The 22,496-nt window shown below is 70.2% G+C and carries 22 protein-coding genes, 1 tRNA gene and 2 pseudogenes; 16 read left to right on the top strand and 9 right to left on the bottom strand.

The window, feature by feature from the left end; all coding sequences use genetic code 11:
* A partial coding sequence (locus tag NH287_RS09350; protein WP_253035397.1) for a PucR family transcriptional regulator ligand-binding domain-containing protein occupies positions 1-630 on the bottom strand: 630 nt, incomplete at its 3' end.
* A 96-nt stretch (positions 631-726) separates the two neighbouring features.
* On the opposite strand from NH287_RS09350, the gene gabT reads away from it, so the two are divergent.
* The 7 genes from gabT to NH287_RS09385 are packed head-to-tail and all read left to right on the top strand — an operon-like array spanning position 727 to position 10,222.
* Entirely contained in the window at positions 727-2,085 is a 1,359-nt protein-coding gene (gene gabT / locus NH287_RS09355) for a 4-aminobutyrate--2-oxoglutarate transaminase (RefSeq protein WP_064002969.1), read from the top strand.
* A 2-nt stretch (positions 2,086-2,087) separates the two neighbouring features.
* A complete protein-coding gene (locus NH287_RS09360; protein WP_253035398.1) occupies positions 2,088-3,557 on the top strand; it encodes an amino acid permease in 1,470 nt (489 codons plus the stop codon).
* Complete coding sequence (locus NH287_RS09365; RefSeq protein ID WP_253035399.1) at positions 3,558-4,916, top strand: NAD(P)/FAD-dependent oxidoreductase; 1,359 nt, start codon at positions 3,558-3,560, stop codon at positions 4,914-4,916.
* A complete protein-coding gene (locus NH287_RS09370; RefSeq protein WP_253035400.1) occupies positions 4,913-5,797 on the top strand; it encodes a universal stress protein in 885 nt (294 codons plus the stop codon). The genes NH287_RS09365 and NH287_RS09370 overlap by 4 nt, the downstream gene beginning before the upstream one ends.
* A gap of 17 nt (positions 5,798-5,814) precedes the next feature.
* On the top strand, positions 5,815-7,380 hold the full coding sequence (locus NH287_RS09375; protein WP_064002973.1) for an APC family permease: 1,566 nt from the start codon (positions 5,815-5,817) through the stop codon (positions 7,378-7,380).
* A complete protein-coding gene (locus NH287_RS09380; protein WP_253035401.1) occupies positions 7,377-8,837 on the top strand; it encodes an NAD-dependent succinate-semialdehyde dehydrogenase in 1,461 nt (486 codons plus the stop codon). The genes NH287_RS09375 and NH287_RS09380 overlap by 4 nt, the downstream gene beginning before the upstream one ends.
* Before the next feature lie 20 nt (positions 8,838-8,857).
* Positions 8,858-10,222: an NAD-dependent succinate-semialdehyde dehydrogenase gene (locus NH287_RS09385; RefSeq protein WP_253035402.1), complete on the top strand. Its 1,365-nt coding sequence runs from the start codon at positions 8,858-8,860 to the stop codon at positions 10,220-10,222.
* Here the strand turns inward: NH287_RS09385 and NH287_RS09390 are convergent.
* Entirely contained in the window at positions 10,206-10,496 is a 291-nt protein-coding gene (locus tag NH287_RS09390; RefSeq protein ID WP_253035420.1) for a hypothetical protein, read from the bottom strand. The genes NH287_RS09385 and NH287_RS09390 overlap by 17 nt on opposite strands.
* A gap of 28 nt (positions 10,497-10,524) precedes the next feature.
* Positions 10,525-11,146 (bottom strand): annotated as a pseudogene (locus tag NH287_RS09395) (ATP-binding protein); the annotation flags it as partial.
* A gap of 216 nt (positions 11,147-11,362) precedes the next feature.
* On the opposite strand from NH287_RS09395, the gene NH287_RS09400 reads away from it, so the two are divergent.
* From NH287_RS09400 to NH287_RS09440, 9 genes are all read left to right on the top strand, one after another.
* Positions 11,363-11,435, top strand: a tRNA-Trp gene (locus NH287_RS09400).
* Between the two features lie 44 nt (positions 11,436-11,479).
* A complete protein-coding gene (gene secE / locus NH287_RS09405; RefSeq protein ID WP_064002978.1) occupies positions 11,480-11,746 on the top strand; it encodes a preprotein translocase subunit SecE in 267 nt (88 codons plus the stop codon).
* 107 nt (positions 11,747-11,853) lie between these two features.
* Positions 11,854-12,864 carry a transcription termination/antitermination protein NusG gene (gene nusG, locus NH287_RS09410; RefSeq protein ID WP_217530788.1) on the top strand — a complete coding sequence of 337 codons (1,011 nt, stop codon included), beginning with the start codon at positions 11,854-11,856 and terminating at the stop codon, positions 12,862-12,864.
* Between the two features lie 188 nt (positions 12,865-13,052).
* Complete coding sequence (gene rplK, locus NH287_RS09415; protein WP_064002980.1) at positions 13,053-13,484, top strand: 50S ribosomal protein L11; 432 nt, start codon at positions 13,053-13,055, stop codon at positions 13,482-13,484.
* 13 nt (positions 13,485-13,497) lie between these two features.
* Positions 13,498-14,187 (top strand): 50S ribosomal protein L1, encoded by a 690-nt coding sequence (rplA, locus tag NH287_RS09420; RefSeq protein ID WP_064002981.1) that lies wholly within the window; start codon positions 13,498-13,500, stop codon positions 14,185-14,187.
* A 74-nt stretch (positions 14,188-14,261) separates the two neighbouring features.
* Positions 14,262-15,302 carry a nitronate monooxygenase family protein gene (locus tag NH287_RS09425; protein WP_253035403.1) on the top strand — a complete coding sequence of 347 codons (1,041 nt, stop codon included), beginning with the start codon at positions 14,262-14,264 and terminating at the stop codon, positions 15,300-15,302.
* Positions 15,303-15,413: 111 nt separating this feature from the next.
* On the top strand, positions 15,414-16,208 hold the full coding sequence (locus NH287_RS09430; RefSeq protein ID WP_253035404.1) for an amino acid ABC transporter substrate-binding protein: 795 nt from the start codon (positions 15,414-15,416) through the stop codon (positions 16,206-16,208).
* A 70-nt stretch (positions 16,209-16,278) separates the two neighbouring features.
* Complete coding sequence (locus tag NH287_RS09435) at positions 16,279-16,953, top strand: amino acid ABC transporter permease (RefSeq protein WP_253035405.1); 675 nt, start codon at positions 16,279-16,281, stop codon at positions 16,951-16,953.
* Complete coding sequence (locus NH287_RS09440) at positions 16,940-17,725, top strand: amino acid ABC transporter ATP-binding protein (RefSeq protein ID WP_308210404.1); 786 nt, start codon at positions 16,940-16,942, stop codon at positions 17,723-17,725. The genes NH287_RS09435 and NH287_RS09440 overlap by 14 nt, the downstream gene beginning before the upstream one ends.
* Before the next feature lie 4 nt (positions 17,726-17,729).
* Here the strand turns inward: NH287_RS09440 and NH287_RS09445 are convergent, their stop codons facing one another.
* From NH287_RS09445 to NH287_RS09470, 6 genes and pseudogenes are all read right to left on the bottom strand, one after another.
* Positions 17,730-18,008 (bottom strand): acylphosphatase, encoded by a 279-nt coding sequence (locus tag NH287_RS09445; RefSeq protein ID WP_253035406.1) that lies wholly within the window; start codon positions 18,006-18,008, stop codon positions 17,730-17,732.
* A complete protein-coding gene (locus tag NH287_RS09450) occupies positions 18,008-19,039 on the bottom strand; it encodes an NADP-dependent oxidoreductase (RefSeq protein WP_253035407.1) in 1,032 nt (343 codons plus the stop codon). The genes NH287_RS09445 and NH287_RS09450 overlap by 1 nt, the downstream gene beginning before the upstream one ends.
* Before the next feature lie 125 nt (positions 19,040-19,164).
* Entirely contained in the window at positions 19,165-19,641 is a 477-nt protein-coding gene (locus NH287_RS09455; RefSeq protein WP_217530797.1) for a MarR family winged helix-turn-helix transcriptional regulator, read from the bottom strand.
* Positions 19,642-19,651: 10 nt separating this feature from the next.
* Complete coding sequence (locus NH287_RS09460) at positions 19,652-21,331, bottom strand: MDR family MFS transporter (protein WP_253035408.1); 1,680 nt, start codon at positions 21,329-21,331, stop codon at positions 19,652-19,654.
* 128 nt (positions 21,332-21,459) lie between these two features.
* A complete protein-coding gene (locus NH287_RS09465) occupies positions 21,460-22,137 on the bottom strand; it encodes a YqaJ viral recombinase family protein (RefSeq protein WP_253035409.1) in 678 nt (225 codons plus the stop codon).
* 66 nt (positions 22,138-22,203) lie between these two features.
* Positions 22,204-22,410: pseudogene (locus NH287_RS09470) on the bottom strand (sugar kinase); the annotation flags it as partial.
* Between the last annotated feature and the right edge of the window lie 86 nt (positions 22,411-22,496).

Genomic DNA, 22,496 nt, shown 5'->3' on the forward strand with positions numbered 1-22,496 from the left:
GCCGACCTCGGCGCGCAGGGTGTCCGCCGCCGTGGGCGAGAGCGCGCCGGCGGGGTGCTCTCGGACGAGCTCGCCGGCGGCGTCGTACATCCCGACCCAGGTGTCGAGCTGCTTGGCGAGCTCGGCGATCGTCGCGCCGAGCCCGTCGGGGCGGAGCGCCGCGAGGGCGAGGGCGCGCTGCGCCGACAGCGCCCACGTGCGCCGTGCGTAGGCCTGCGCGGCGACGGCTTCGGCATTGGCGCGGGCGACGGCGATGAAGGGTGTGCTGTAGGGGACCTCGAACAGGGGGAGCCCGGCGGCCCGGCACGCCGCCGCGAGGTCGGGCGGGATGCCGTCGCGCACCACCTCGGTGCCGAAACCGAGCGCCGCCACGCCGCGGTCCACGAGCCGCCGGACGTACGCGTCGAAGGGGTAGTCGCCGTCGGTCGGGAACTGGGTGCCGGTCGTCAGGAGGACGAGGTCCTCGGCGAGGAACGGGGTCGGATCGTCGAGGTCGGAGCTGTGCACCCACCGGGTCGGTCGGTCGAGCGCCCCCGGCCGGAAGGCCGACTCGTCGTCGGCGAGGCGGAGGGCCAGCTCGCGGCGAGAGAGCAGCGCCCGCAGGGTCGGCTCGGCCTCGCGCGTGACCATGTCGCCTCCTCCGGTGTGTACACGATGTACACCCCTGCGCTGAGGATAGACGCAACGGCGAGTGACCGCTCGCCCGCGCCCCTCTACGCTCGCCGCATGAGCACCTCGACCGCAGCCGTCACCACGCCCCTCGGCGGACCGTCCCTCCCGCAGGAGCGCCGCCTCGAGACCGCCATCCCCGGGCCCCGCTCGCAGGAGCTCCTTTCGCGCAAGGCCGAGGCCGTCGCCGCGGGCGTCGGGCACACCGTCCCTATCGCGGCCGTCGCCGCCGGCGGTGGCGTCGTGGTCGACGCCGACGGCAACTCGCTGATCGACCTCGGTTCGGGTATCGCCGTCACGACGGTGGGTGTCGCGCACCCGAAGGTCGTCGAGGCGATCGCGGCCCAGGCCGCGCAGCTGACGCACACCTGCTTCATGATCTCGCCGTACGAGTCCTACGTGGAGGTGGCCGAGAACCTCAACCGGCTCACCCCCGGCGACCACGCGAAGAAGAGCGCCCTGTTCAATTCCGGCGCCGAGGCGGTCGAGAACGCCGTCAAGATCGCCCGCAAGTTCACCGGCAAGCAGGCCGTCGTCGCCTTCGACCACGCCTACCACGGCCGCACCAACCTCACGATGGCGCTCACCGCCAAGTCCATGCCCTACAAGAGCGGCTTCGGTCCCTTCGCCTCCGAGATCTACCGCGTGCCCGGTTCGTACCCGCTCCGCGACGGACTGTCGGGGGCGGATGCCGCGGCCCGCGCGATCTCGATGATCGAGAAGCAGGTCGGTGCCGACAACCTGGCCGCCGTCATCATCGAGCCCATCCAGGGCGAGGGCGGCTTCGTCGTCCCGGCCGACGGCTTCCTGCCGGCCGTCGTCGACTGGTGCCGGGACAACGGCGTCGTCTTCATCGCCGACGAGGTGCAGTCGGGCTTCGCCCGCACCGGCGCCATGTTCGCGAGCGAGCACTTCGGCATCGTGCCGGACCTGATCACCACGGCCAAGGGCATTGCTGGGGGCATGCCCTTGGCCGCGGTCACCGGTCGCGCCGACATCATGGATGCGACGCACACCGGCGGCCTCGGCGGCACGTACGGCGGTAACCCCGTCGCGTGCGCGGCCGCGCTCGCGGCGATGGACGCCTTCGAGAACGACGGCCTCATCGAGCGCGCGCAGCAGATCGAGGCGCTCCTCACGGCGCGACTGGGCGCCATGGCGGCATCCGACCCCCGCATCGCGGAGGTCCGCGGGCTCGGCGCCATGATCGCGATCGAGTTCGTCGACCCGACGACCGGTGCGCCGGACGGTGCGCTCACGTCCGCGGTCGCGAAGGCCTGCATCGCCGAAGGCGTCATCGTGCTCACGTGCGGCACCTACGGCAACGTGATCCGCTTCCTGCCCCCGCTGTCGATCAGCGACGACCTGCTGACCGAGGGCCTCGACGTCCTCGCGCGGGCGCTGAAGACGGTCTGAGTATGACGGGGTCCGACAACTGGTCGCAGCCGGTCTCGCCCGAGACGTCGGCGGGGCTCGGCGCGGTGACGCAGGCGCGCTCCAGCAAGCTGCGCTCGCGCCACGTGACGATCATCACCCTCGGCGGGATCATCGGGGCGAGCCTGTTCGTCGGCTCCGGCAACGTCATCCGCGAGGTCGGACCCGCCGCGATCGTCTCGTACCTGATCGGCGGTCTGCTCGTCTTCTTCGCCATGCGCATGCTGGGCGAGATGGCGGCATCCCGCCCCGCAATCGGTTCCTTCATGGAGTACGCCCGCGTCGGTCTCGGCGACTGGGCGGCGTACCTCGTGGGCTGGCTCTACTGGTATTTCTGGGTCGGGGTCCTCGCCTACGAGGCGGTGCTCGGCGGCGAGACGCTCCACACGTGGCTCCCGGCGCTGCCGTCCTGGGCCTGGTCGCTCATCCTCATCGCGATCTTCGTCGGCACCAACGTCATCTCGGTGCGCACCTTCGGGGAGGTCGAGTTCTGGCTCGCGAGCATCAAGGTGGTCGCCATCGTCGTGTTCCTGGGCGCCGGCATCCTCTTCGCCCTCGGACTCTGGCCGAATGCGACCTTCGCCGTCCCGAACCTGTGGGAACACGGCGGCTTCGCCCCCAACGGCATCGGCGTCGCCTTCACCGGCGTCGCGCTCGTGATCTTCTCGTACTTCGGCACCGAGATCGCCGTCATGGCCTCGGCCGAGTCAGTGGACCCCGCCAAGGGCATCCGACAGGCGACGAGCACGATCATCTGGCGCATCCTGCTGTTCTTCGTAGGATCGGTCCTCGTCATCGTCACCGTCGTTCCCTGGGACGAACTGCCCGTGCCCACCGACGTCGCCAACGCGCCCTTCACGATCGCGCTGTCGCGCTTCGGCATCCCGTTCGCCGACGTGATCATGCAGCTCGTCATCTTCACGGCCGTCATCTCGGTGCTGAACTCCGGGCTGTACTCGGCCTCGCGCATGTTCGCCGCGCTCGCCGACAAGGGGTTCGCCCCGAAGGTCGTCGCCCGCCGCTCCCGCACCGGGGTGCCGGTGTTCGCCCTGCTCGCCTCGACGATCGGCGGGCTCATCGCGACGCTCGTGAACTTCGTCGCCCCCAGCTCGGGCATCTTCGACTTCATCATGAACTCCGCGGGCCTCGTCGCCCTCTTCGTCTACGTCTTCATCGCGCTCACGCAGATGCGGCTGCGGCAGAAGATGACGCCCGACGAGGTCGCCGCGTTGAAGCTCAAGGTGTGGCTGCACCCGTGGCTCAACATCCTGCTGATCGCCGCGATCACCGCCGTCGTCGCCATCATGCTGACGTCGGAGTCCGGGCGCGCGCAGGTGTGGACGAGCCTCATCGCGACCGCCGTGTTGCTCGTGTTCTGGCCGCTCGTGCGGCGCAACCTCCGTCGCCGCCCCGACCACGCGCCGGCGACAAGCTCTCTGACGAAGGAGTCGTGAATGACCGAGATCACCCGTGACGTCGTGATCGTGGGAGCCGGCGCCGCCGGCCTCACCGCCGCGAACGAGCTGCGCAAGGCCGGTCTGTCGGTCGCCGTCCTCGAGGCGCGCGAGCGCGTCGGCGGTCGCCTGTGGACCGACGTCGTCGACGGCGCGATGCTCGAGCTCGGCGGCCAGTGGGTCTCACCCGACCAGGACGCCCTCATCGACACGGTCGCCGAACTGGGTCTCGAGACTTTCAGCCGCTACCGCGAGGGCGACAGCGTCTACGTCGGGCCTGACGGCACCGTGTCGCGTTTCACGGGCGAGATGTTCCCCGTGAGCCCCGAGACCGAACGGACGATCGACGAGATCACCCGCCGGCTCGACGCGATGGTCGCCGAGATCGACCCCGACCGTCCCTACGCGCACCCGAAGGCCGCCGAATGGGACACGATCACGTGGGACGCGTGGCTCCGCCAGCAGACCGACGACGACGAGGCGGTCCGCAACCTCGCCTTCGCGACCGGGTCGGCGATGCTCACGAAGCCGACGCACGCCTTCTCGCTGCTGCAGTCCCTGCTCATGGCCGCGAGCGCCGGCAGCTACTCGCACCTCGTCGACGCGGACTTCATCCTCGACAAGCGCGTCGTGGGCGGCCTGCAGCAGGTGCCGGTGCTCCTGGCGGAGCGCCTCGGCGACGACGTCTTCCTGAACCGTCCGGTGCGCACCCTGGAATGGTCGGATGCCGGGGTCACGGCGCACGCCGAGGGCCTCACCGTCCGCGCGCGCAGCGCGATCCTCGCCCTCGCGCCGGTGCTGTACCACCGGATCTCGTTCGAGCCGCCGATGCCGCGTCTGCAGCATCAGATGCACCAGCACCTGTCGATGGGGTTCGTCATCAAGGTGCACGCCGTCTACGAGACGCCGTTCTGGCGCGAGAAGGGCCTGTCGGGCACCGCCTTCAGCCCCTACGAGATCTGCCACGAGGCCTACGACAACACGAATCACGAGGACCCGCGCGGCACGCTCGTCGGCTTCGTGTCGGACCGCAACGCCGACGACATGTTCCGCCTGTCGGCCGAGGAGCGCAAGGAACGCATCCTCGAGTCGCTGTCGCACTACTACGGCCCCGAGGCGAAGGACCCGGTCGTCTACTACGAGAGCGACTGGGGCACCGAGGAGTGGACCCGCGGCGCCTACGCGGCGAGCTTCGACATGGGCGGCCTGCACCGCTACGGCGCGGATGTGCGCACGCCCGTCGGGCCCATCCACTTCGCCTGCAGCGACATCGCGGGCGCCGGCTACCAGCACGTCGACGGCGCGATCCGCATGGGTCGCCTGGCCGCCCGGAACATCCTCGCGGACGGCCGGGCATGAGCGGCCGGATCGTCGTCGGGTACACCGCGACGAAGGCGGGCCGCGACGCGGTGGCCGTCGCGCGCGGGCTCGCCGCGGCATCCGGTGCCGAGCTCGACATCGTCCTGGTCCTGCCGGGGGAGGGGCGCAGCGTCATCACCCCTCCCGACGCGTCGTACGACCGCTACCTGCTCGGCCAGGCCGAGTCCTGGCTCGCCGAGGCGGCCGCGGATGTGCCGAACGGCGTGGTCCACCGCGAGCACGCCCGCTACGCCGAGTCGTTCGCCGAGGGTCTCGTCGAGGCCGCCGACGAGTTCGGCGCCTCGCACCTCGTGGTGGGCGCCGCCGACGGCGGCTCGCGGGGCCGTCACCGGCTGGGCTCCACGACGAGCCAGCTGCTCCACTCCTCCGACGTTCCGGTTGTGCTCGTGCCGCGCGGTGCGCGCAAGCGGGTGACGGATGCCGGTGTCCCGCGCCTGACCGTCGCGGTCGGCACGCGTGCCGGTGCCGACGTCCTCCTCGAGGAGGCCGTCGCGCTCGCGTCGGCGACGGGGGCGTCGCTGCGCCTCGTCTCGCTCGTGACGGTCGACCTGCCCGCCTCGGTCGACACGGGGGTCATCCGCCTCGCCGGGGCCGCCCACGCCGAGAAGGTCCTCGACGACGTCCTGACGGCCATCCCCGAGGGTGTCCGCGCCGACATCGTGACCGCGAAGGGCGACAGCATCGAGGATGCCGTGGCCCACCTCGACTGGCTGCCGGGCGAGATGATCCTCGTCGGCTCGAGCCGCCTCGCGCAGCCGCGGCGCCTCTTCCTGGGATCGGTCGCGGCGAAGCTGCTGAGCGAGATCCCGGTGCCGATGGTCGTCGTGCCTCGCACCCGCACCCCCGAACAGTCCCGCTGATCCGAAGGAGCTCGACGATGAGCCAGCACGCCGCAGAGAAGATCCCCGGCGCGAAAGACGCCGCGATCTCCGCCAAGGGCCTCAGCGCCGGAACGGTGGGCCTGGTCGGCGCCGTCGTGATCGGTGTCTCGACGATCGCCCCCGCCTACACGCTCACCGCCTCCCTGGGGCCGACAGTCTCGGCGGTGGGCGTGCAGGTGCCCGCCGTGATCCTCGTCGGGTTCATCCCGATGCTGCTCGTCGCTCTGGGCTACCGCGAGCTGAACCGGGTCATGCCCGACTCCGGAACGAGCTTCACGTGGGGCGTCCGCGCCTTCGGCCCGTGGATCGGATGGATGACGGGCTGGGGCCTGATCGCGGCGACCGTCATCGTGCTGTCGAACCTCGCTGGCATCGCCGTCGAGTTCCTCTTCCTGCTGATCGCGCAGATCAGCGGCAACGAGGGCATCGCCGAGCTCGCCTTCAACCCGTTCATCAACGTCGGGGTGTGTCTCCTGTTCCTCCTGGGCGCGACGCTCGTGTCCTACCGCGACATGCAAACCACGCAGAAGTTCCAGTACGTCCTCGTTGGTTTCCAGGTCATCGTGCTCGTCCTCTTCGCGGTCGCCGCCTTCGTGAAGAGCTTCAGCGGGGACGGCATCGACCACCTCGCCTTCGACTGGTCGTGGGTCAACCCGTTCGAGGTGTCGAGCTTCAGCGCCTTCGCCGCGGGCATCTCGCTGTCGATCTTCATCTTCTGGGGCTGGGACGTCGTCCTGACGATGAACGAGGAGACGAAGGACCCCGACCGCACGCCCGGACGCGCCGCGATGGTGACCGTCGTGGTCGTGATGGCGCTCTACCTCGCCCTGTCCGTCAGTCTGATGATGTTCGCCGGCGTCGGGACCGGGGAACTCGGGCTCGGCAACGAGGACATCTCGGCGAACGTCTTCTTCGCGCTCTCGGGCCCCGTGCTCGGACCGTTGGCGTTCCTCGTCTCGCTGGCCGTGCTCTCGAGCTCGGCGGCATCCCTCCAGTCCACCGCGGTGGGACCGGCCCGGACGCTGCTGGCGATGGGGCACTACGGCGCGTTGCCGCGTCGGTTCGCCGCCGTCAGCCCGCGGTTCTTCACGCCCGGCTTCGCGACGATCGTGTCCTCCGTCGTCGCCGCGGTGTTCTACGCGGTCATGCGGCTGCTCAGCGAGAACGTCCTCACCGACACGATCCTGTCGCTCGGGATGATGATCTGCTTCTACTACGGGCTCACCGCCTTCGCGTGCGTCTGGTACTTCCGCAAGCAGTGGTTCGATTCCGTCCGGTCGTTCCTGTTCACATTCCTCTCGCCGCTCGTCGGCGGGGTGATCCTCGCCGTCATCTTCGTCACGACCCTCGTCGACTCGATGGACCCGGCCTACGGGTCCGGCTCCGAGGTGTTCGGCGTCGGCCTCGTGTTCATCCTCGGGATGCTGATCATCGTCGTCGGGATCGTCACCATGATCTGGCAGTCCGTCCGCCGTCCGGCGTTCTTCCGCGGGCAGACGCTCGCGATGGACGCACCCCCCAGTGCGCGGAAGCTGCGCGCAGAAAGCGAGAACAACCGATGACCTCCCGCGAGTCCGACTTCCTCGCCCAGATCCCGAACCAGCTCTTCATCGGAGGCCGGTGGGTGGATGCCGAGGGGGGAAAGACCCTCGACGTGTTCGACCCGTCGACGGGAGACGTGATCCGGCGGATCGCCGACGCCTCGCCGGGCGACGGCATCCGGGCCCTCGACGCGGCCGTCGCAGCGCAGGAGGCGTGGGCGGCGACCGCGCCCAGGGAGCGGAGCGACATCCTCCGCCGCGCGTTCGACCTCGTGCAGGCCCGCAAGGAGGACCTCGCCCTCCTCATGACCCTCGAGATGGGCAAGCCCCTCGCCGAGTCCCGGGGAGAGGTGGCCTACGGGGGCGAGTTCCTGCGCTGGTTCAGCGAGGAGGCCGTGCGCATCTCGGGCCGCTACGGCATGAATCCCGAGGGCACGGGGCGCATGGTCGTCTCGCAGCGCCCCGTGGGTCCGTCCTTCTTCATCACGCCGTGGAACTTCCCGCTCGCGATGGCGACTCGCAAGATCGCCCCCGCGCTCGCCGCGGGCTGCACCGTGGTCGTGAAGCCCGCCGAGCTGACGCCGCTGACGACCCTGTTCTTCGCGCAGCTGCTCGCCGAGGCCGGCGTCCCCGAGGGCGTCGTCAACGTGATCACGACCTCGTCGTCGAGCGCGGTGTCGGGGCCGATCATCTCCGACCCGCGGCTGCGGAAGCTGTCGTTCACGGGGTCCACGCCCGTCGGTCAGAAGCTCATCGCCCAGGCGGCCGAGGGCGTCCTGCGCGTCTCGATGGAGCTCGGCGGCAACGCGCCGTTCGTCGTCTTCGAGGACGCCGACCTCGACAAGGCCGTCGACGGCGCGATGCTCGCCAAGTTCCGCAACATCGGACAGGCCTGCACCGCGGCCAACCGCTTCATCGTGCACGAGTCGGTCGCGGCCGAGTTCTCGCAGCGCGTCGCCGACCGCGTGCGCGCCATGAACGTGGGCCGCGGCACCGAGGACGGCGTGCAGATCGGTCCGCTCATCGACGACCGCGCGGTCGCGAAGGCGCAGGAGCTCGTCGGCGACGCCGTCGAGCGGGGCGCACGCATCCTGGCCGGCGGCAACGCCCTCGAAGGTCCCGGCACCTTCTACGAGCCGACGGTCGTCGAGGGTGTCGTCCCCGGCAGCGCGATCCTCCGCGAGGAGATCTTCGGGCCGGTGCTCGCGATCTCCACCTTCTCCGACGAGGACGAGGCCGTGCGCCTGGCCAACGACACCGAGTACGGGCTGGTGTCCTACGTCTTCACGCAGGACCTCGCCCGCGGCCACCGCATGATCGACCGTCTCGAGACGGGCATGATGGGCCTGAACGTCGGCGTCGTGTCCAACGCCGCCGCCCCGTTCGGCGGGGTCAAGCAGTCGGGCATGGGGCGCGAAGGCGGCCTGGAAGGCATCCACGAATACCTGAACGTGAAGTACACTCTGATCCCCGCCTGAGCGGGACGAAGAGGAGCATCATGAGCGACTACGCCGTCATCGACCCCGCTACGGGGCAGACCCACGCCACCTACCCGACCGCCACCGCCGACGAGGTGGAGCGCGCCCTGGCCACCGCCGACGAGGCCGCCCGCGGGTGGGGGCGCACCTCCACGCCCGCCGAGCGGGCCGATCTGCTGCGCCGCGCCGCGCAGCTGCACCGCGAGCGCCGCGACGAGCTCGCGAAGATCATCGTCCGCGAGATGGGCAAGCAGATCGACGGGGCGCTCGGCGAGGTCGACTTCGCCGCCGACATCACCGAGTACTACGCCGACCACATCGAGGAGATCACCGCGGACGTGCCCGTCCCGATCGACGGCGACGGCACCGCCGTCATCCGCAAGGCGCCCCTGGGCGTGCTGCTGGGGGTCATGCCGTGGAACTTCCCCTACTACCAGGTGGCCCGTTTCGCGGCCCCGAACCTGGCGGTCGGTAACACGATCCTCCTCAAGCACGCGCCGCAGTGCCCCGAGTCCGCGGCGGCGATCGAGGCGATCTACCGCGACGCGGGCTTCCCCGAGGGCGCGTACACGAACGTCTACCTGACGAACGAGCAGGCCGCCGACGTCATCGCCGACCCGCGGGTGCAGGGCGCCTCGGTGACGGGTTCCGAGCGTGCCGGCGCGGCGGTCGCCGAGGTCGCCGGGCGCAACCTCAAGAAGGTCGCCCTCGAGCTCGGCGGGTCCGACCCGTTCATCGTGCTGTCGGCCGACGACATCGACGCGGTCGCGCAGGCGGCGGTCGATGCGCGCCTCGACAACACCGGGCAGTCCTGCAACGGCGCGAAGCGGTTCATCGTCGTCGACGGGCTCTACGACGCGTTCCTCGAGGCGTTCACCGCCAAGATGGCCGCGGCGAGCGTCGGCGACCCGTGGAGCTCCGACACGGTCCTCGGCCCGCTCTCGTCGGTCGCGGCCGCTGAGCGTCTCGAGAAGCAGATCCGGGATGCTGCGGCCCAGGGCGCCACGATCGTCACCGGCGGCACCCGCGACGGTGCCTTCTTCACCCCGACCGTCCTCACCGGCGTCACCCCCGAGATGGACGTGTACCGCGAGGAGCTGTTCGGTCCGGCGGGCGTCGTCTACCGCGTCGCAGACGAGGACGAGGCGGTCCGCCTCGCCAACGACACCCCGTTCGGCCTCGGATCGTACGTGTTTACGACCGACCCCGAGCAGGCGAAGCGGGTCGCCGACAGGATCGAGGCGGGCATGGTCTACGTCAACCTCGTGCTCGCCGACGAGCCGGGCCTGCCCTTCGGCGGCATCAAGCGCAGCGGCACCGGCCGCGAGCTGGGGCTGCTGGCGGCCGACGAGTTCGTCAACAAGAAGCTCATCCGCATCGGCTGAAGGAACGGCCGGCCAGCAGGCGCGCGCGCGTGTCGAGCACGTCGGCGACGTACCAGTGCGCCTCGTTGGCCCGGCCGAGCGCCAGAGCCTGGTCGATCACGTCGGAGGCGTCCTCGTCGCCGCGCTGCATCTTGGCCTGCGCGAGCAGGTGCAGCGCCTCGGCGAGCACGCCGACCTGGTCCTCGCGGTCCCGGATGAGGCCGATCGCGGTGTCGAACGCGAGCACGGCGTCGTCGAACTCCCCGAAGTTGCCGAGGTGCCGGCCCTGCTGCACGAGCGCCTGCGCCTGACCTTCGGCCTCCGGTGTCGGTCGTCTCGCCGCCGCCGGGGAGGTCGACCACGATGGTGTGGGGCAAGTAGCGCCCGAACGTCTCGGCGAGGTCGAGGACGGTGCTCGTCTCGAGCAGCGACCGCGTGTCGGCGCGCGGGGTCAGGTGCACGCTCGTCCCGACGGGGGAGGTCGCCCGCGTACGGCGACACCGTGAAGGTGCCGTCGGCGTGTCCGGTCCATTCCACGGCGCCGCCCCTCGCGGCGCTGCGCGAACGGATGTCGATCGTGTCGCACACCATGAAGCACGACAGCATCCCGATGCCGAACTGGCCGAGGAAGTCGCCGCGCGGCAGATCGAAGATGTCGCGCTTCGAGCTGCGTCCCACCGTCGCGAGCAGATCCGCGACCTCGGCCTCGGTGAGCCCGATGCCGTCGTCGCGCAGGACGAACTCGTCCGACGCGGCGCTCACGGGCGTGATCCGGATGCGGCCGCCCCCGCCGTCGAGCGCACGTCGAGCGGCGATCGCGTCGACGGCGTTCTGGAGGAGTTCGCGCAGGAACACGCGGGGGCTCGAGTAGATGTGGCGACTGAGGAGGTCGATGACACCCCGGAGGTCGACCTGGAACTGGTGGGCGGCGGAACTGTCGGTCACCGGGCTCCTCGTGATCGTCCGCGCGCCGGACCCCCTCCGGCGCTGCCGCGACGGGACGGCCGGACAAGCCTAGCGAGGCCCTTCCGGGAGGGGGAGGGCTGCCGCGCGTTCGCCAGCCCGCGAGGCATGCCGTATGCTTGTGCGCGCAGTTGTCTGCATTCTTTTGCCGTGCCCATGGGGTCGGCGAGGATGTGGATCCCCGGGTCGCAAGACCTTAGGGCGGTAGCTCAATTGGCAGAGCAGCGGTCTCCAAAACCGCAGGTTGCAGGTTCGATTCCTGTCCGCCCTGCGCGTCAGCGTCAGCTGACTCGAACCGAGCAACAGGTGGGTTGAATGGTCCAGGATGAGCCGAACGGCGAGGTCGTCGCTGCCAGCAGCGGCGCCACCCGTGAGAAGAAGCTCAACTTCTTCCAGCGGATCGCCCTCTTCATCCGTCAGGTGATCGCCGAACTCCGCAAGGTCGTCACGCCGACCCGGCAGGAGCTCGTCAAGTTCACGCTCGTGGTCCTCGGATTCGTCGTCGTCGTGATGGCGATCGTCTACGGGCTCGACCTGCTCTTCACCTGGGTCACGGACATCGTCTTCGACGTGCCGAGCTGACGAACGGACGACCATCCGTCGCGGTGACGGACGGCATCCCGGACCACGGGATCACCCGCCGACGCGCCGCTGAACATCGAAGCCGAACCTGCAGGGAAGTGAATGACGTGACCGAAAGATATGTCGACGACGCCGACTGGTCGACCGCCGCGGAGCAGTCCAGCGAGGACGACGAGGCCCAGGAGGGCAACGTCCTGGCCGACCAGGAGCGTTCCGCCGAGTCCGCCGAGCACGCCGCCCTGCACATCGAGGACGACGAGCCCTCCGATGACGAGCCCACGGGAGAGGACGCCGTCGTGATCGAAGACCCCGAGGCCGACCGCATCGTGAACGACGCGCTCGAGATCGACCAGGCCGACGAGGCCGAGGCCGCCGCCGAGGTGCTGACCGAGTCGCTCGCCGACGAGGAGGCCGAGCGCGCTGCGGCCGCCGCCGACGAGGTCGCCCCCTACGACGGTCCCGAACTCGGCGACGACGAGGACGAGGACGAGACCCCCGAGGACCCGTACGAGGCGTTCCGTCAGGAGCTGCGCTCGCTCGAGGGCAAGTGGTACGTCATCCACTCCTACGCCGGCTTCGAGCGCAAGGTGAAGGCGAACATCGAGCAGCGCAAGTCGACGCTCGAGGTCGAGGACGACATCTACCAGGTCGAGGTCCCCATGGAGGACGTCGTCGAGATCAAGAACGGCCAGCGCAAGATGGTCAACCGCGTGCGGATCCCCGGCTACGTGCTGGTCCGCATGGAGCTCAACGAGGACACCTGGTCGGTCGTGCGTCACACGCCCGGTGTCACCGGCTTCGTCGGCAACGCCCACAACCCCACGCCGCTGCGCTTCGAAGAGGCCTTCAACATGCTGAAGCCCCTCGTCGAGGCCAAGGAGGTCGCCCCCGCCAAGGCCGGTGCCGCCAAGGGCTCCGCCACGCAGGCGCGCTCGGTCGTCACCGAGGTCGACTTCGAGATCGGCGAGACGATCACGATCAAGGAGGGTTCGTTCGCGGGTCTGCCCGGATCGATCTCCGAGATCAAGCCCGAGAGCGGCAAGCTCACCGTCCTCGTCTCGCTCTTCGAGCGCGAGACGCCGGTCGAGCTCAGCTTCGACCAGGTCACCAAGCAGTAAGCGCCGCACCGCGCGACGCGAAGGCCCCGCTCCGGCGGGGCCTTCGCCGTACTGCCGGAGGATGCCGGATGCGGTAGACTCATGTGGTTTGTGTGTCGCTTCGTCGCGCGCACGGACACCACCACGACCCGGAACCGCCGGGACCGTGGGAGAACGGGGCATCCGTCCCGCTCGTGAAAGGAAGAGGAATGGCACCGAAGAAGAAGGTGACCGGCCTGATCAAGCTTCAGATCAACGCCGGTGCCGCCAACCCGGCGCCGCCGATCGGCCCCGCGCTCGGTCAGCATGGCGTCAACATCATGGAGTTCTGCAAGGCGTACAACGCCGCGACCGAGTCGCAGCGCGGCAACGTCATCCCCGTCGAGATCACCGTCTACGAGGACCGCAGCTTCACCTTCGTCCTGAAGACCCCGCCCGCCGCGGAGCTCATCAAGAAGGCCGCCGGCGTCGCGAAGGGCTCGAAGACCCCGCACACCGTCAAGGTCGCGAAGCTCACGAAGGACCAGGTCCGTCAGATCGCCGAGACGAAGATGCCCGACCTGAACGCGAACGACATCGAGGCCGCCTCGCTGATCATCGCCGGCACCGCCCGCTCCATGGGCATCACGGTCGAGGACTGAGGGGAAGAACATCATGGCTAAGTCCAAGGCTTACGAAGCAGCAGCGGCGAAGATCGACCGCTCCACGTTCTACTCCTCCGAGGAGGCCGTCGCCCTCGCGAAGGAGACCGGCTCCGCGAAGTTCGACTCGACCGTCGAGGTCGCGCTGAAGCTCGCCGTCGACCCGCGCAAGGCGGACCAGATGGTCCGCGGCACGGTCATCCTGCCCCACGGCACCGGCAAGACCGCGCGCGTCATCGTGTTCGCGACCGGTCCCGCCGCCGAAGCGGCCATCGCCGCGGGTGCGGACGAGGTCGGTGGCGCCGAGCTCATCGAGAAGGTCGCCGGTGGCTACACCGCGTTCGACTCGGCGGTCTCCACCCCCGAGCTCATGGGCCAGGTCGGTCGCCTCGGTAAGGTCCTCGGACCCCGCGGCCTCATGCCGAACCCGAAGACCGGCACCGTGACCCCCAACCCGGCCAAGGCCGTCGAGGAGATCAAGGGCGGAAAGATCGAGTTCCGCGTCGACAAGCACGCCAACGTCCACTTCGTGGTCGGCAAGGCGTCGTTCACGGCCGAGCAGCTCAACGAGAACTTCACCGCCGCTCTCGAAGAGATCGTGCGCCTGAAGCCCTCGAGCGCGAAGGGCCGTTACATCCAGAAGGGCGCCATCTCGACCACGTTCGGTCCCGGCATCCCGCTGGACGTCAACGCTCTCGTCTGAGGTTACCGACAGCAAGGGGCTCCACCTCCGGGTGGGGCCCCTTCGTCGTTCCCGGCATTGGTAACGTCGGGATCATGGCCGGTGATCTGCAGACGCTCCTGGGAATCGACGCCCCGATCGTGCTGGGTCCCTTCGGCGGACTCTCCTCGATCGCTCTGACGGCGAGCGTGAGCGACTGCGGCGGCCTCGGATCCTTCGGACTGTACGGCTACTCGGGCGACCGCATCCGTGACACCGCGACGGCGCTGCGCGCCGCGACCGGGCGCCCCTTTGCGCTCAATCTGTGGCTGCCGCTGGGCGACGAGGTCGCGCCCGACGAGGTCGACCTGACCGCCGCGCAGGCGGCCGTCGCGCCGCTGTTCGAGGCGGCCGGTGCGGCCGTCCCGCCGCTGCCCGCCGCGTTCCTCCCCTCGCTGTCGGAGCAGCTCGACGCGGTCTGGGATGCCGCGCCCGCCGTCCTGAGCGTCGTGTTCGGGGTGCCCGCGCCGGAGGTCGTCGCCGAGGCGCATCGTCGCGGCATCCGCGTCATCGGCACGGCGACCTCCGTCGCCGAGGCCGTCGCGCTGGAGGAGGGTGGCGTCGACGCGGTCGTCGCGAGCGGTGCCGAGGCAGCCGGTCACCGGGTGAGCTTCCTGCGACCGGCCGAGGAGTCCCTCGTGGGGACGTTCGCCCTCGTGCCGCAGGTCGTCGACGCCGTCGACATCCCGGTGATCGCCGCCGGCGGCGTGGCCGATTGTCGGGGTGTCGCGGCGGCGTTCGCGCTCGGGGCGGCCGGCGTGCAGGTGGGGAGCGCGTTCCTGCGGACGCGGCAGTCGGCGGCCGCCGAGGCGCACCGAGCCGCACTCGCGGCGGCGGCGGACACCGACACGGTGCTGACCCGGGCGATGAGCGGGCGCCTGGCCCGCGGCATCCCGAATCGAGCGGTGCGGACGATCGAGGACGGCGGGGCGATCGCGCCGTTCCCGGCGCAGAACTGGCTGACCGGCGGCTTCCGCTCCGCCGCACCGCACAACGGCGACCTCGTGTCGCTGTGGGCGGGTCAGGCGGCCGGTCTGTCGCGGTCGGACGACGCCGCCGCGGTGTTCGCGGAGCTGGTCCGCGGGCTGCCGCGCTGACACAGTCCGTCACCCGGGGAAGATCTCGGGCCGCTGCGTGTTGTACTGAAGGGTCGCGCCGGCCACCGATGCTGCGCGACCGCATCCCGACACCCCTCACCAAGGAGATCCATGTCCCGTCGTACCGCTGCCCTCGGAGCCCTCGCCCTCAGCACCGTCCTGGCGCTGACCGCCTGCTCCACGAGTTCGGGGCAGCCCGGCGCCGGCGGCGAGGACCTCGGTCTCGCCAAGGCGGGCACGCTCACGGTCGCCACCGAGGGCACCTACCGTCCGTTCACGTACCACGACGAGACCGGCAAGCTCGTCGGCTACGACGTCGAGATCATCGAGGCCGTCGCCGAGAAGCTCGATCTGAAGGTGGAATTCCAGGAGACCCAGTGGGACGGCATCTTCGCCGGTCTCGATGCGGGCCGCGTCGACGTCATCGCCAACCAGGTCTCGATCAACCCCGAGCGCGAGGAGAAGTACCTCTTCAGCGAGCCGTACACCGTGTCGCCGAGCGTCGTCGTGGTCCAGGAGGGCGACGACTCGATCTCGAGCTTCGCCGATCTGAAGGGCAAGAAGACGGCGCAGTCGCTCACGAGCAACTTCTTCCAGCTCGCCGAGGAGGCCGGCGCCGACGTCACCCCGATCGAGGGCTGGGCGCAGGCCGTCGAGTTGCTGCGTCAGGGCCGCGTCGATGCGACCGTCAACGACAAGCTCACCTTCCTCGACTACGAGAAGACCAACGGACCCACGGGCCTGAAGATCGCGGCCGAGACCGACCCCGCCCAGAGCGCCATCGTCGCCGCGAAGGACAAGACCGAGCTGATCGAGAAGATCGACGACGCGCTCGACGAGCTGCGCGAAGATGGAACCCTCGCGAAGATCAGCGAGACCTACTTCGGAGCCGACGTCACCGAGTGATCCCGGCCCCGACGGGCTCGGCGCGACGCTGCGAGGCGTCCGTCGGGCCCGTCGCCCGTTCTGAGAAAGGATGCCGGTGGACGCCGATACGTGGCAACTCGTCCTGAGCTCGTTCTGGCCGATGCTCCTGGCCGGGGTGACGGTCACGATCCCCCTCGCGATCGTCTCGTTCGTGGTCGGTCTCGTGCTGGCGATCGCGGCGGCCCTGATGCGGATCTCGGGCAACCGGGTGCTGTCGGGTCTCGCTCGGGCGTACATCTCCGTCATCCGCGGCACGCCGTTGCTCGTCCAGATCTTCGTCGTCTACTACGGTCTGCCGCAGATCGACATCCGCCTCGAGGCCTGGCCGGCCGCGGTCATCGCGCTGTCGCTCAACGTCGGCGGGTATGCCGCCGAGGTCATCCGTGCCGCGATCCTCTCGGTCCCCAAGGGGCAGTGGGAGGCCGCGTTCACCGTCGGGCTGCCCCGGGCGACGGCGCTCCGGCGCATCATCCTGCCCCAGGCGGCCCGCGTCTCGGTCCCGCCGCTGTCGAACACGTTCATCTCGCTCGTGAAGGACACCTCGCTCGTCGCCCAGATCACGGTCGCCGAGCTGTTCCTCGCGGCGCAGCGCATCGCCGCCTTCAGCTCGGAGTTCCTCGTCGTCTACATCGAGGCCGCCGTCATCTACTGGCTCTTCTGCCTCGTCCTCTCCTTCGGTCAGGACCGCATCGAACGGAGGCTCGATCGCCGTGTCGCACACTGACGCCCCCCTGCTCAGCGTCACCGGACTGCGCAAGTCGTTCGGTGACAACGTCGTCCTCGACGGCGTCGACTTCGCCGTCCGCCGGGGCGAAGTCGTCTGTCTCATCGGGCCCAGCGGCTCGGGCAAGACCACGGTGCTCCGCTGCCTGAACGGGCTCGAGGCCCCCGACGCCGGCGTCGTCACCTTCTCGGACGGCCAGACGCACGACTTCGGCCAGTCGGCCACGGGGCGGGCGGCGAAGCAGCAGCGCGCCGCGCTGCGGGACCGCTCCGCGATGGTCTTCCAGCACCACAACCTCTTCCCGCACCTCACGGTCCTCGAGAACGTGATCGAGGGACCGGTGCACGCGCGGGGGGTGACGAAGGATGCGGCCGTCGCCGACGCGGAGCGGCTGCTGGCGCGCGTCGGACTCGCTGAGAAGCGCGATGCCTATCCGCACGAGCTGTCCGGCGGACAGCAGCAGCGGGTCGGCATCGTACGGGCGCTCGCGCTCGCTCCCGACGTCCTTCTCTTCGACGAGCCGACCAGCGCCCTCGACCCGGAGCTCGTGGGCGAGGTGCTGCTGGTGCTCAAGGAGCTCGCCGACGAGGGGTGGACGATGGTCATCGTCACCCACGAGCTCGGCTTCGCACGGCAGGTCGCCGACGAGGTCGTCTTCTTCGACGGCGGGGTCATCGTCGAACGCGGCCACCCCCGTGATCTGTTCACGGCGCCGCAGAACGAGCGCACCCGGCGCTTCCTCGACCGCATCCTGCGACCGCTCGAGGACTGACGCGTCAGGCGTCGCGGCGGATCTCGAAGTCCGCCTCCTCGTCCTGCGGCGTGACCTCGGTCAGCACGACGTCGTCGACGACGCCCCCGCGCGGCCCCTTCGCCGCCCAGTCGACGACCGCCTCGACGGCGGCCGCGTCGCCCTGCACCTCGGCCTCGACCGTGCCGTTCGAGAGGTTGCGCACCCATCCGGTGGCACCGGCCGCACGCGCGGTGTGCTGCATCGCGAACCGGAACCCGACACCCTGGACGATGCCTCGGACGACGAGGCGGATGCGGCGCATCAGGCGTCCGCCACGCTCAGCACGATCTTGCCGCGCGTGTGGCCGCGTTCGAGCTCGCGGTGCGCCTCGGCGGCGTCGGCGAGGTCGTACACCCGGTCGATGTAGACCTGCACGGCACCCGAGTCGAGCAGGCGTCCGAGCGTCGCGAGCACGGCACCGTCGGGGATCGTCTTGTAGGAGGTCGCGCGCACGCCGGCCGCCGCGGCGGCATCCGCGTATCCGTCCCAGGCTCCCGTAGGCACCATGACGTATAGACCGCCCCGGCGCAGGACGGTCAGGGACCGCGTACCGGTGTCGCCGTGGACGTTGCCCACGAGGTCGATGACGACGTCCACCTCGCCGACGACCTCCTCGAAGCGGGTCGTCGTGTAGTCGATGGCGACGGATGCCCCGAGCTCGCGCAGCCAACCGAGGTTGCGCTCCGAACCGGTCGCCGTCACGTGGGCACCGAAGTAGGCCGCGAGCTGCACGGCGAAGTGACCGACGCCGCCGGAGCCGGCGTGGATGAGGATGCGCTGGCCCTCGTGCGCGTGAGCGGTCTCGACGACGAGTCCCCAGGCAGTGAGCGCCGCGACCGGCACCCCCGCCGCCTCGACGTGCGACAGCGAGGCGGGCTTGCGCGCCACCGACAGGGTGGGCACGACGAGGTAGTCGGCGTAGCTCCCGCCCGTCCGGGGGAAGGCCGCCATCCCGAACACCGGGTCGCCCGGCTGCAACGGGTGGGCCTCGAACGGGCTCGCGACGACGACCCCGCTGAAGTCGAAGCCGAGGGGCGTGGGATCACCGTCGAGGAGACCGTTCAGGCCGCGACCCGCGCGGGTCTTGGCGTCGATGGGGTTCACGCCGGCGGCGACGACGCGCACGAGCAGTTCGCTGAGCGCTGGTTTCGGGACGGGCAGCCGGGCGACACGGAGGGCCTCGGCGTCGCCCGGGGCGTCGTAGACCACGCCGCGCATGTCCGGGGGAGGAGCGGTCACCTCGACGGCCTCGCTCGCGGTGGGGGCTGCGGATCGCAGCGGCCGGAATCGCATCGGCTGCTCCTTCTCACCTGCGCTCGACGGCGAGCGCGGGGGTGCTCGGTGGAAGACCAGTCAATCGCGACATTGTCTCGACGGTGTTACGTCGGCGTCACCGGAGCGAGAATCCCGGCGGCGGCCTACGTGGTGGGGCCGCCGTCGGGTCGGGATCCGGCGACGAGGGCGTGCAGCAGTCGGGCGAGGTTCTCGATGTCCTCGACCCGCCAGTCCTCCAGCGCGGCGAGCAGCGCGCCCTCCTGGGGGCCCCGGGCATCCGCGAGGCGATCGCGGCCGTGCGCCGTGGCGCTCAGCAGGCTCGACCGGCCGTCGTTGGGGTCGGGGGTGCGTTCGATGAGTCCGAGCTCCGTGAGCTCGCGCACGCTCCGGCTGAGTTGGCCCTTGTCGAGCAGGAGCATCTCGGCGAGGGCGGACTGGGTGACCGGCTCGTGACGCACGATCGTCGTGAAGACCTTGTAGGCGCCCGGCAGCATCCCCGGGCTCACACGGTTGGCGTTCTCGGTGATCTTGCGCCTGAAGAGGGTGATCAGGTCGCTGAACTCGCCCTCGAGAGCCCGCACCGCGCGGGTGCGGGCCTCTCGGTCGGTCGCTGCGGACATCGTGTCCATGTTATCGCCGTGCCTCGCTCGCGGTCTCGTCCGCCCGGGCGTCGGGGTCGACCACGGGAACCGTGCCCGTCGCGGTGACGGCGTCCATTCCGGCGGGCACCGACACGGTGGCCAGGTCGGCCTCCGACGCCTGGCGACGCTCGGAGGTCGTCATGGTGCTGAGGCTGCGGTTGGGCAGGAAGATCACGGCCAGGATGCTGATCACACCGAACGGCACCGCGATGAGGAACGCGGACGAGATGCCCTGCGCGTAGATGTCCTCGACGATCACGCGGAGGCTCTCGGGCATGGTGGCGACGCGGGGGAGTGCGCCGGAGGCGAGCTGCTTGGCCCAGGTCGCCCCCTCGGGCCCGAGGGCGGTGAGGACGGCGACGATCTTCTCCTGCGCTCCGCCGAACAGGTCGGTGACGCGCGTGGCGAGCGCCGCGCCCATGAGCGAGACGCCGACGGTGCCGCCGAGGCTGCGGAAGAAGGTCACACCCGAACTCGCGACGCCGATCTCCGACGGCTTCGCGGTGTTCTGCACCGCTAGGACGAGGTTCTGCATCGTCATGCCGACGCCCGCGCCCAGCAGGAACATGTAGACCGAGACGAGGAAGAAGTCGGTGTCGTAGTGGATGGTCGACAGGAGGGTCGCGCCGGCGGTCAGCAGGATGCTGCCCACGACGAGGTACGGCTTCCAGTGGCCGAAGCGCGTGATGAGCGCACCGACACCGACCGACGACAGCAGGAGCCCCGCGATCATCGGGATCGTCATGAGGCCGGCCTCGGTCGGCGTGGCGCCGCGGGCCATCTGCATGTACTGGCCGAGGAAGACCGACGCACCGAACATCGCGATGCCCGTGGCGATCGAGGCGACGACCGCGAGGGTGAAGGTGCGGTCGCGGAAGAGGGTGAGCGGCACGAGCGGCTCGCTGGTGCGCAGTTCGACGACGACGAACAGCACGGCGGCGACGAGGGCGCCACCGACCATGAGGATGGTCTCGGTGCCCCACCAATCGAAGCTGGAGCCGGCGCTGGTGACCCAGATGAGCAGCAGCGAGACGGCGGTGGACAGCAGCACGATGCCGAGGTAGTCGATCTTCGGACGGCGACTGCTCACGCTCGAGTGAGGCAGGGTGCGCTGCACCATGATGAGCGCGGCGACGGCGATCGGGAGCGACACGAAGAAGTTCCAGCGCCAGCCGAACGCGTCGGTGATGACGCCACCCAGCAGCGGGCCGCCGACGGTCGCGACGGCCATGACGGCGCCGAACAGGCCCATGTAGCGGCCGCGCTCACGCGGGCTGATGATGTCGGCCATGAGCACCTGGCTGAGGGCCGCGAGGCCTCCTGCGCCGAGACCCTGCACGGCGCGGAACGCGATCAGCGTGCCGGGGTCCTGCGCGAACCCGGCTGCGGCGGTCGCGAGGACGAAGATGACGAGCGCGATCTGGTAGAGCGCCTTGCGGTTCACGAGGTCGGCGAGCTTGCCCCAAATGGGCGTCGAGATGGCCGTGGTGAGCAGCGTGGCGGTCACCACCCAGGTGAACGCGCCCTGGTCGCCCTCGAGCTCGTGGATGATCACGGGCAGCGACGTCGAGACGACCGTCGACGCGATCATCGACACGAACATGCCGAGGAGCAGCCCCGAGAGCGGGGCGAGGACCCGGCGCGGCGCGGTGGGGGTCGAGGTGGACATGCAACTCCAGTTAGATGATTCAGGTCAACATTTGATAGACGTCAACTATATGCCGTCATTTGATCCACGTCAACTATCTCCCCGAGGCGCGACGGAACACCGCCCCGAGGCGGCCTCATCGCGGGGGATCAGTCGGCGAGGGCGAGCGCTCGGAAGATGTCGCGTTCGCGCAGCTGCTCGCGGCGGCTCACCGGCGCGGCCGTCTCGCGCACCGGCGGCGTCTTACCGGTCGTGCGGTGGTAGAGCTCGTCGATCAAGGCGGTCGCCAGGCGCACGAGCGACCCGATCTCGGCCTCGTCACGATCGATCCAGGCGCACCGCGGCTCGTCCCGGAGCGGGACGAAGTCCTGGTGCTCCTCCCACACGACGAGCGTGCGCTCGGCGCCGAGGACGTGCTGCTGCCACCACACCTGACGCAGGTACGTACGGGGGATCGACTTCCACGTCTTGTTGGTCGTCTTGATCTCGGCGAGCGTGACGCGGCCCGCGGCATCCACCATGATCCCGTCGGGGGTGGCGAGGTGCCGCTTCTCGATCTCGGCGTGGAACAGCGCCGACGACGGACGGATGCCGTGGGTCGCCGCGACCCAGGCGGCGATCTCGGGCTCACGCCGTCGACCGTGGTCGGTGTAGGCGTTGCCGCTGAATCCGGAGCCGTTCAGTTTCGCCTCGGCCGCTCGGGCGATCGCCTTCTCGCTGGTGAGCGCGGCGACGTCCGTGGCCGTGATCCCGCGGGAGCGGGCCCGCATCCACGCGACCCGGTCGCGGGAGTCCGCGACGATCCGGGCGGCGAGTTCGGGAGTCACCCGTCGATCCTAAGTCGCCCTTCCCGCACGGGCTGTCCCGACCCGCCGCGCGCGGCCGTCGCCCGATCAGACGGTCTCGACCCCCGCGGCGAGGACGTCCCGGGAGAGCGCATGCTCGACGGCGAGGATGCTGGCGCCCAGGACGCCCGCCTCCGCACCCGTCGCGGACTGCACGATCGACAGGTGCGCCGTCGCGAGCGGCGCGGAACGGGAGTACACGACCTCGCGCACCCCGGCGATCAGGTGCTCGCCCACCCGCGCCATCGATCCGCCTTCTCCTCGCACTGACCCGCGCCGGTGCCGGCGCGCGAGGGCGTGCGCTGCGTCGCCCGCGCGCTGCGCTGCCGCGCTGCGCTGCC

It is taken from the genome of Microbacterium sp. CnD16-F (assembly GCF_024124465.1).
GTDB classification, from domain to species: domain Bacteria; phylum Actinomycetota; class Actinomycetes; order Actinomycetales; family Microbacteriaceae; genus Microbacterium; species Microbacterium gawkjiense.

Excerpts from the sequence above, each read along its gene's own strand:
- gabT (WP_064002969.1), top strand. The coding sequence starts at position 727 with ATGAGCACCTCGACCGCAGCCGTCACCACGCCCCTCGGCGGACCGTCC.
- NH287_RS09360 (WP_253035398.1), top strand. The coding sequence starts at position 2,088 with ATGACGGGGTCCGACAACTGGTCGCAGCCGGTCTCGCCCGAGACGTCG.
- NH287_RS09365 (WP_253035399.1), top strand. The coding sequence starts at position 3,558 with ATGACCGAGATCACCCGTGACGTCGTGATCGTGGGAGCCGGCGCCGCC.
- NH287_RS09370 (WP_253035400.1), top strand. The coding sequence starts at position 4,913 with ATGAGCGGCCGGATCGTCGTCGGGTACACCGCGACGAAGGCGGGCCGC.
- NH287_RS09375 (WP_064002973.1), top strand. The coding sequence starts at position 5,815 with ATGAGCCAGCACGCCGCAGAGAAGATCCCCGGCGCGAAAGACGCCGCG.
- NH287_RS09380 (WP_253035401.1), top strand. The coding sequence starts at position 7,377 with ATGACCTCCCGCGAGTCCGACTTCCTCGCCCAGATCCCGAACCAGCTC.
- NH287_RS09385 (WP_253035402.1), top strand. The coding sequence starts at position 8,858 with ATGAGCGACTACGCCGTCATCGACCCCGCTACGGGGCAGACCCACGCC.
- secE (WP_064002978.1), top strand. The coding sequence starts at position 11,480 with ATGGTCCAGGATGAGCCGAACGGCGAGGTCGTCGCTGCCAGCAGCGGC.
- rplK (WP_064002980.1), top strand. The coding sequence starts at position 13,053 with ATGGCACCGAAGAAGAAGGTGACCGGCCTGATCAAGCTTCAGATCAAC.
- rplA (WP_064002981.1), top strand. The coding sequence starts at position 13,498 with ATGGCTAAGTCCAAGGCTTACGAAGCAGCAGCGGCGAAGATCGACCGC.
- NH287_RS09425 (WP_253035403.1), top strand. The coding sequence starts at position 14,262 with ATGGCCGGTGATCTGCAGACGCTCCTGGGAATCGACGCCCCGATCGTG.
- NH287_RS09430 (WP_253035404.1), top strand. The coding sequence starts at position 15,414 with ATGTCCCGTCGTACCGCTGCCCTCGGAGCCCTCGCCCTCAGCACCGTC.
- NH287_RS09435 (WP_253035405.1), top strand. The coding sequence starts at position 16,279 with ATGCCGGTGGACGCCGATACGTGGCAACTCGTCCTGAGCTCGTTCTGG.
- NH287_RS09445 (WP_253035406.1), bottom strand. The coding sequence starts at position 18,008 with ATGCGCCGCATCCGCCTCGTCGTCCGAGGCATCGTCCAGGGTGTCGGG.
- NH287_RS09450 (WP_253035407.1), bottom strand. The coding sequence starts at position 19,039 with ATGCGATTCCGGCCGCTGCGATCCGCAGCCCCCACCGCGAGCGAGGCC.
- NH287_RS09455 (WP_217530797.1), bottom strand. The coding sequence starts at position 19,641 with ATGTCCGCAGCGACCGACCGAGAGGCCCGCACCCGCGCGGTGCGGGCT.
- NH287_RS09460 (WP_253035408.1), bottom strand. The coding sequence starts at position 21,331 with ATGTCCACCTCGACCCCCACCGCGCCGCGCCGGGTCCTCGCCCCGCTC.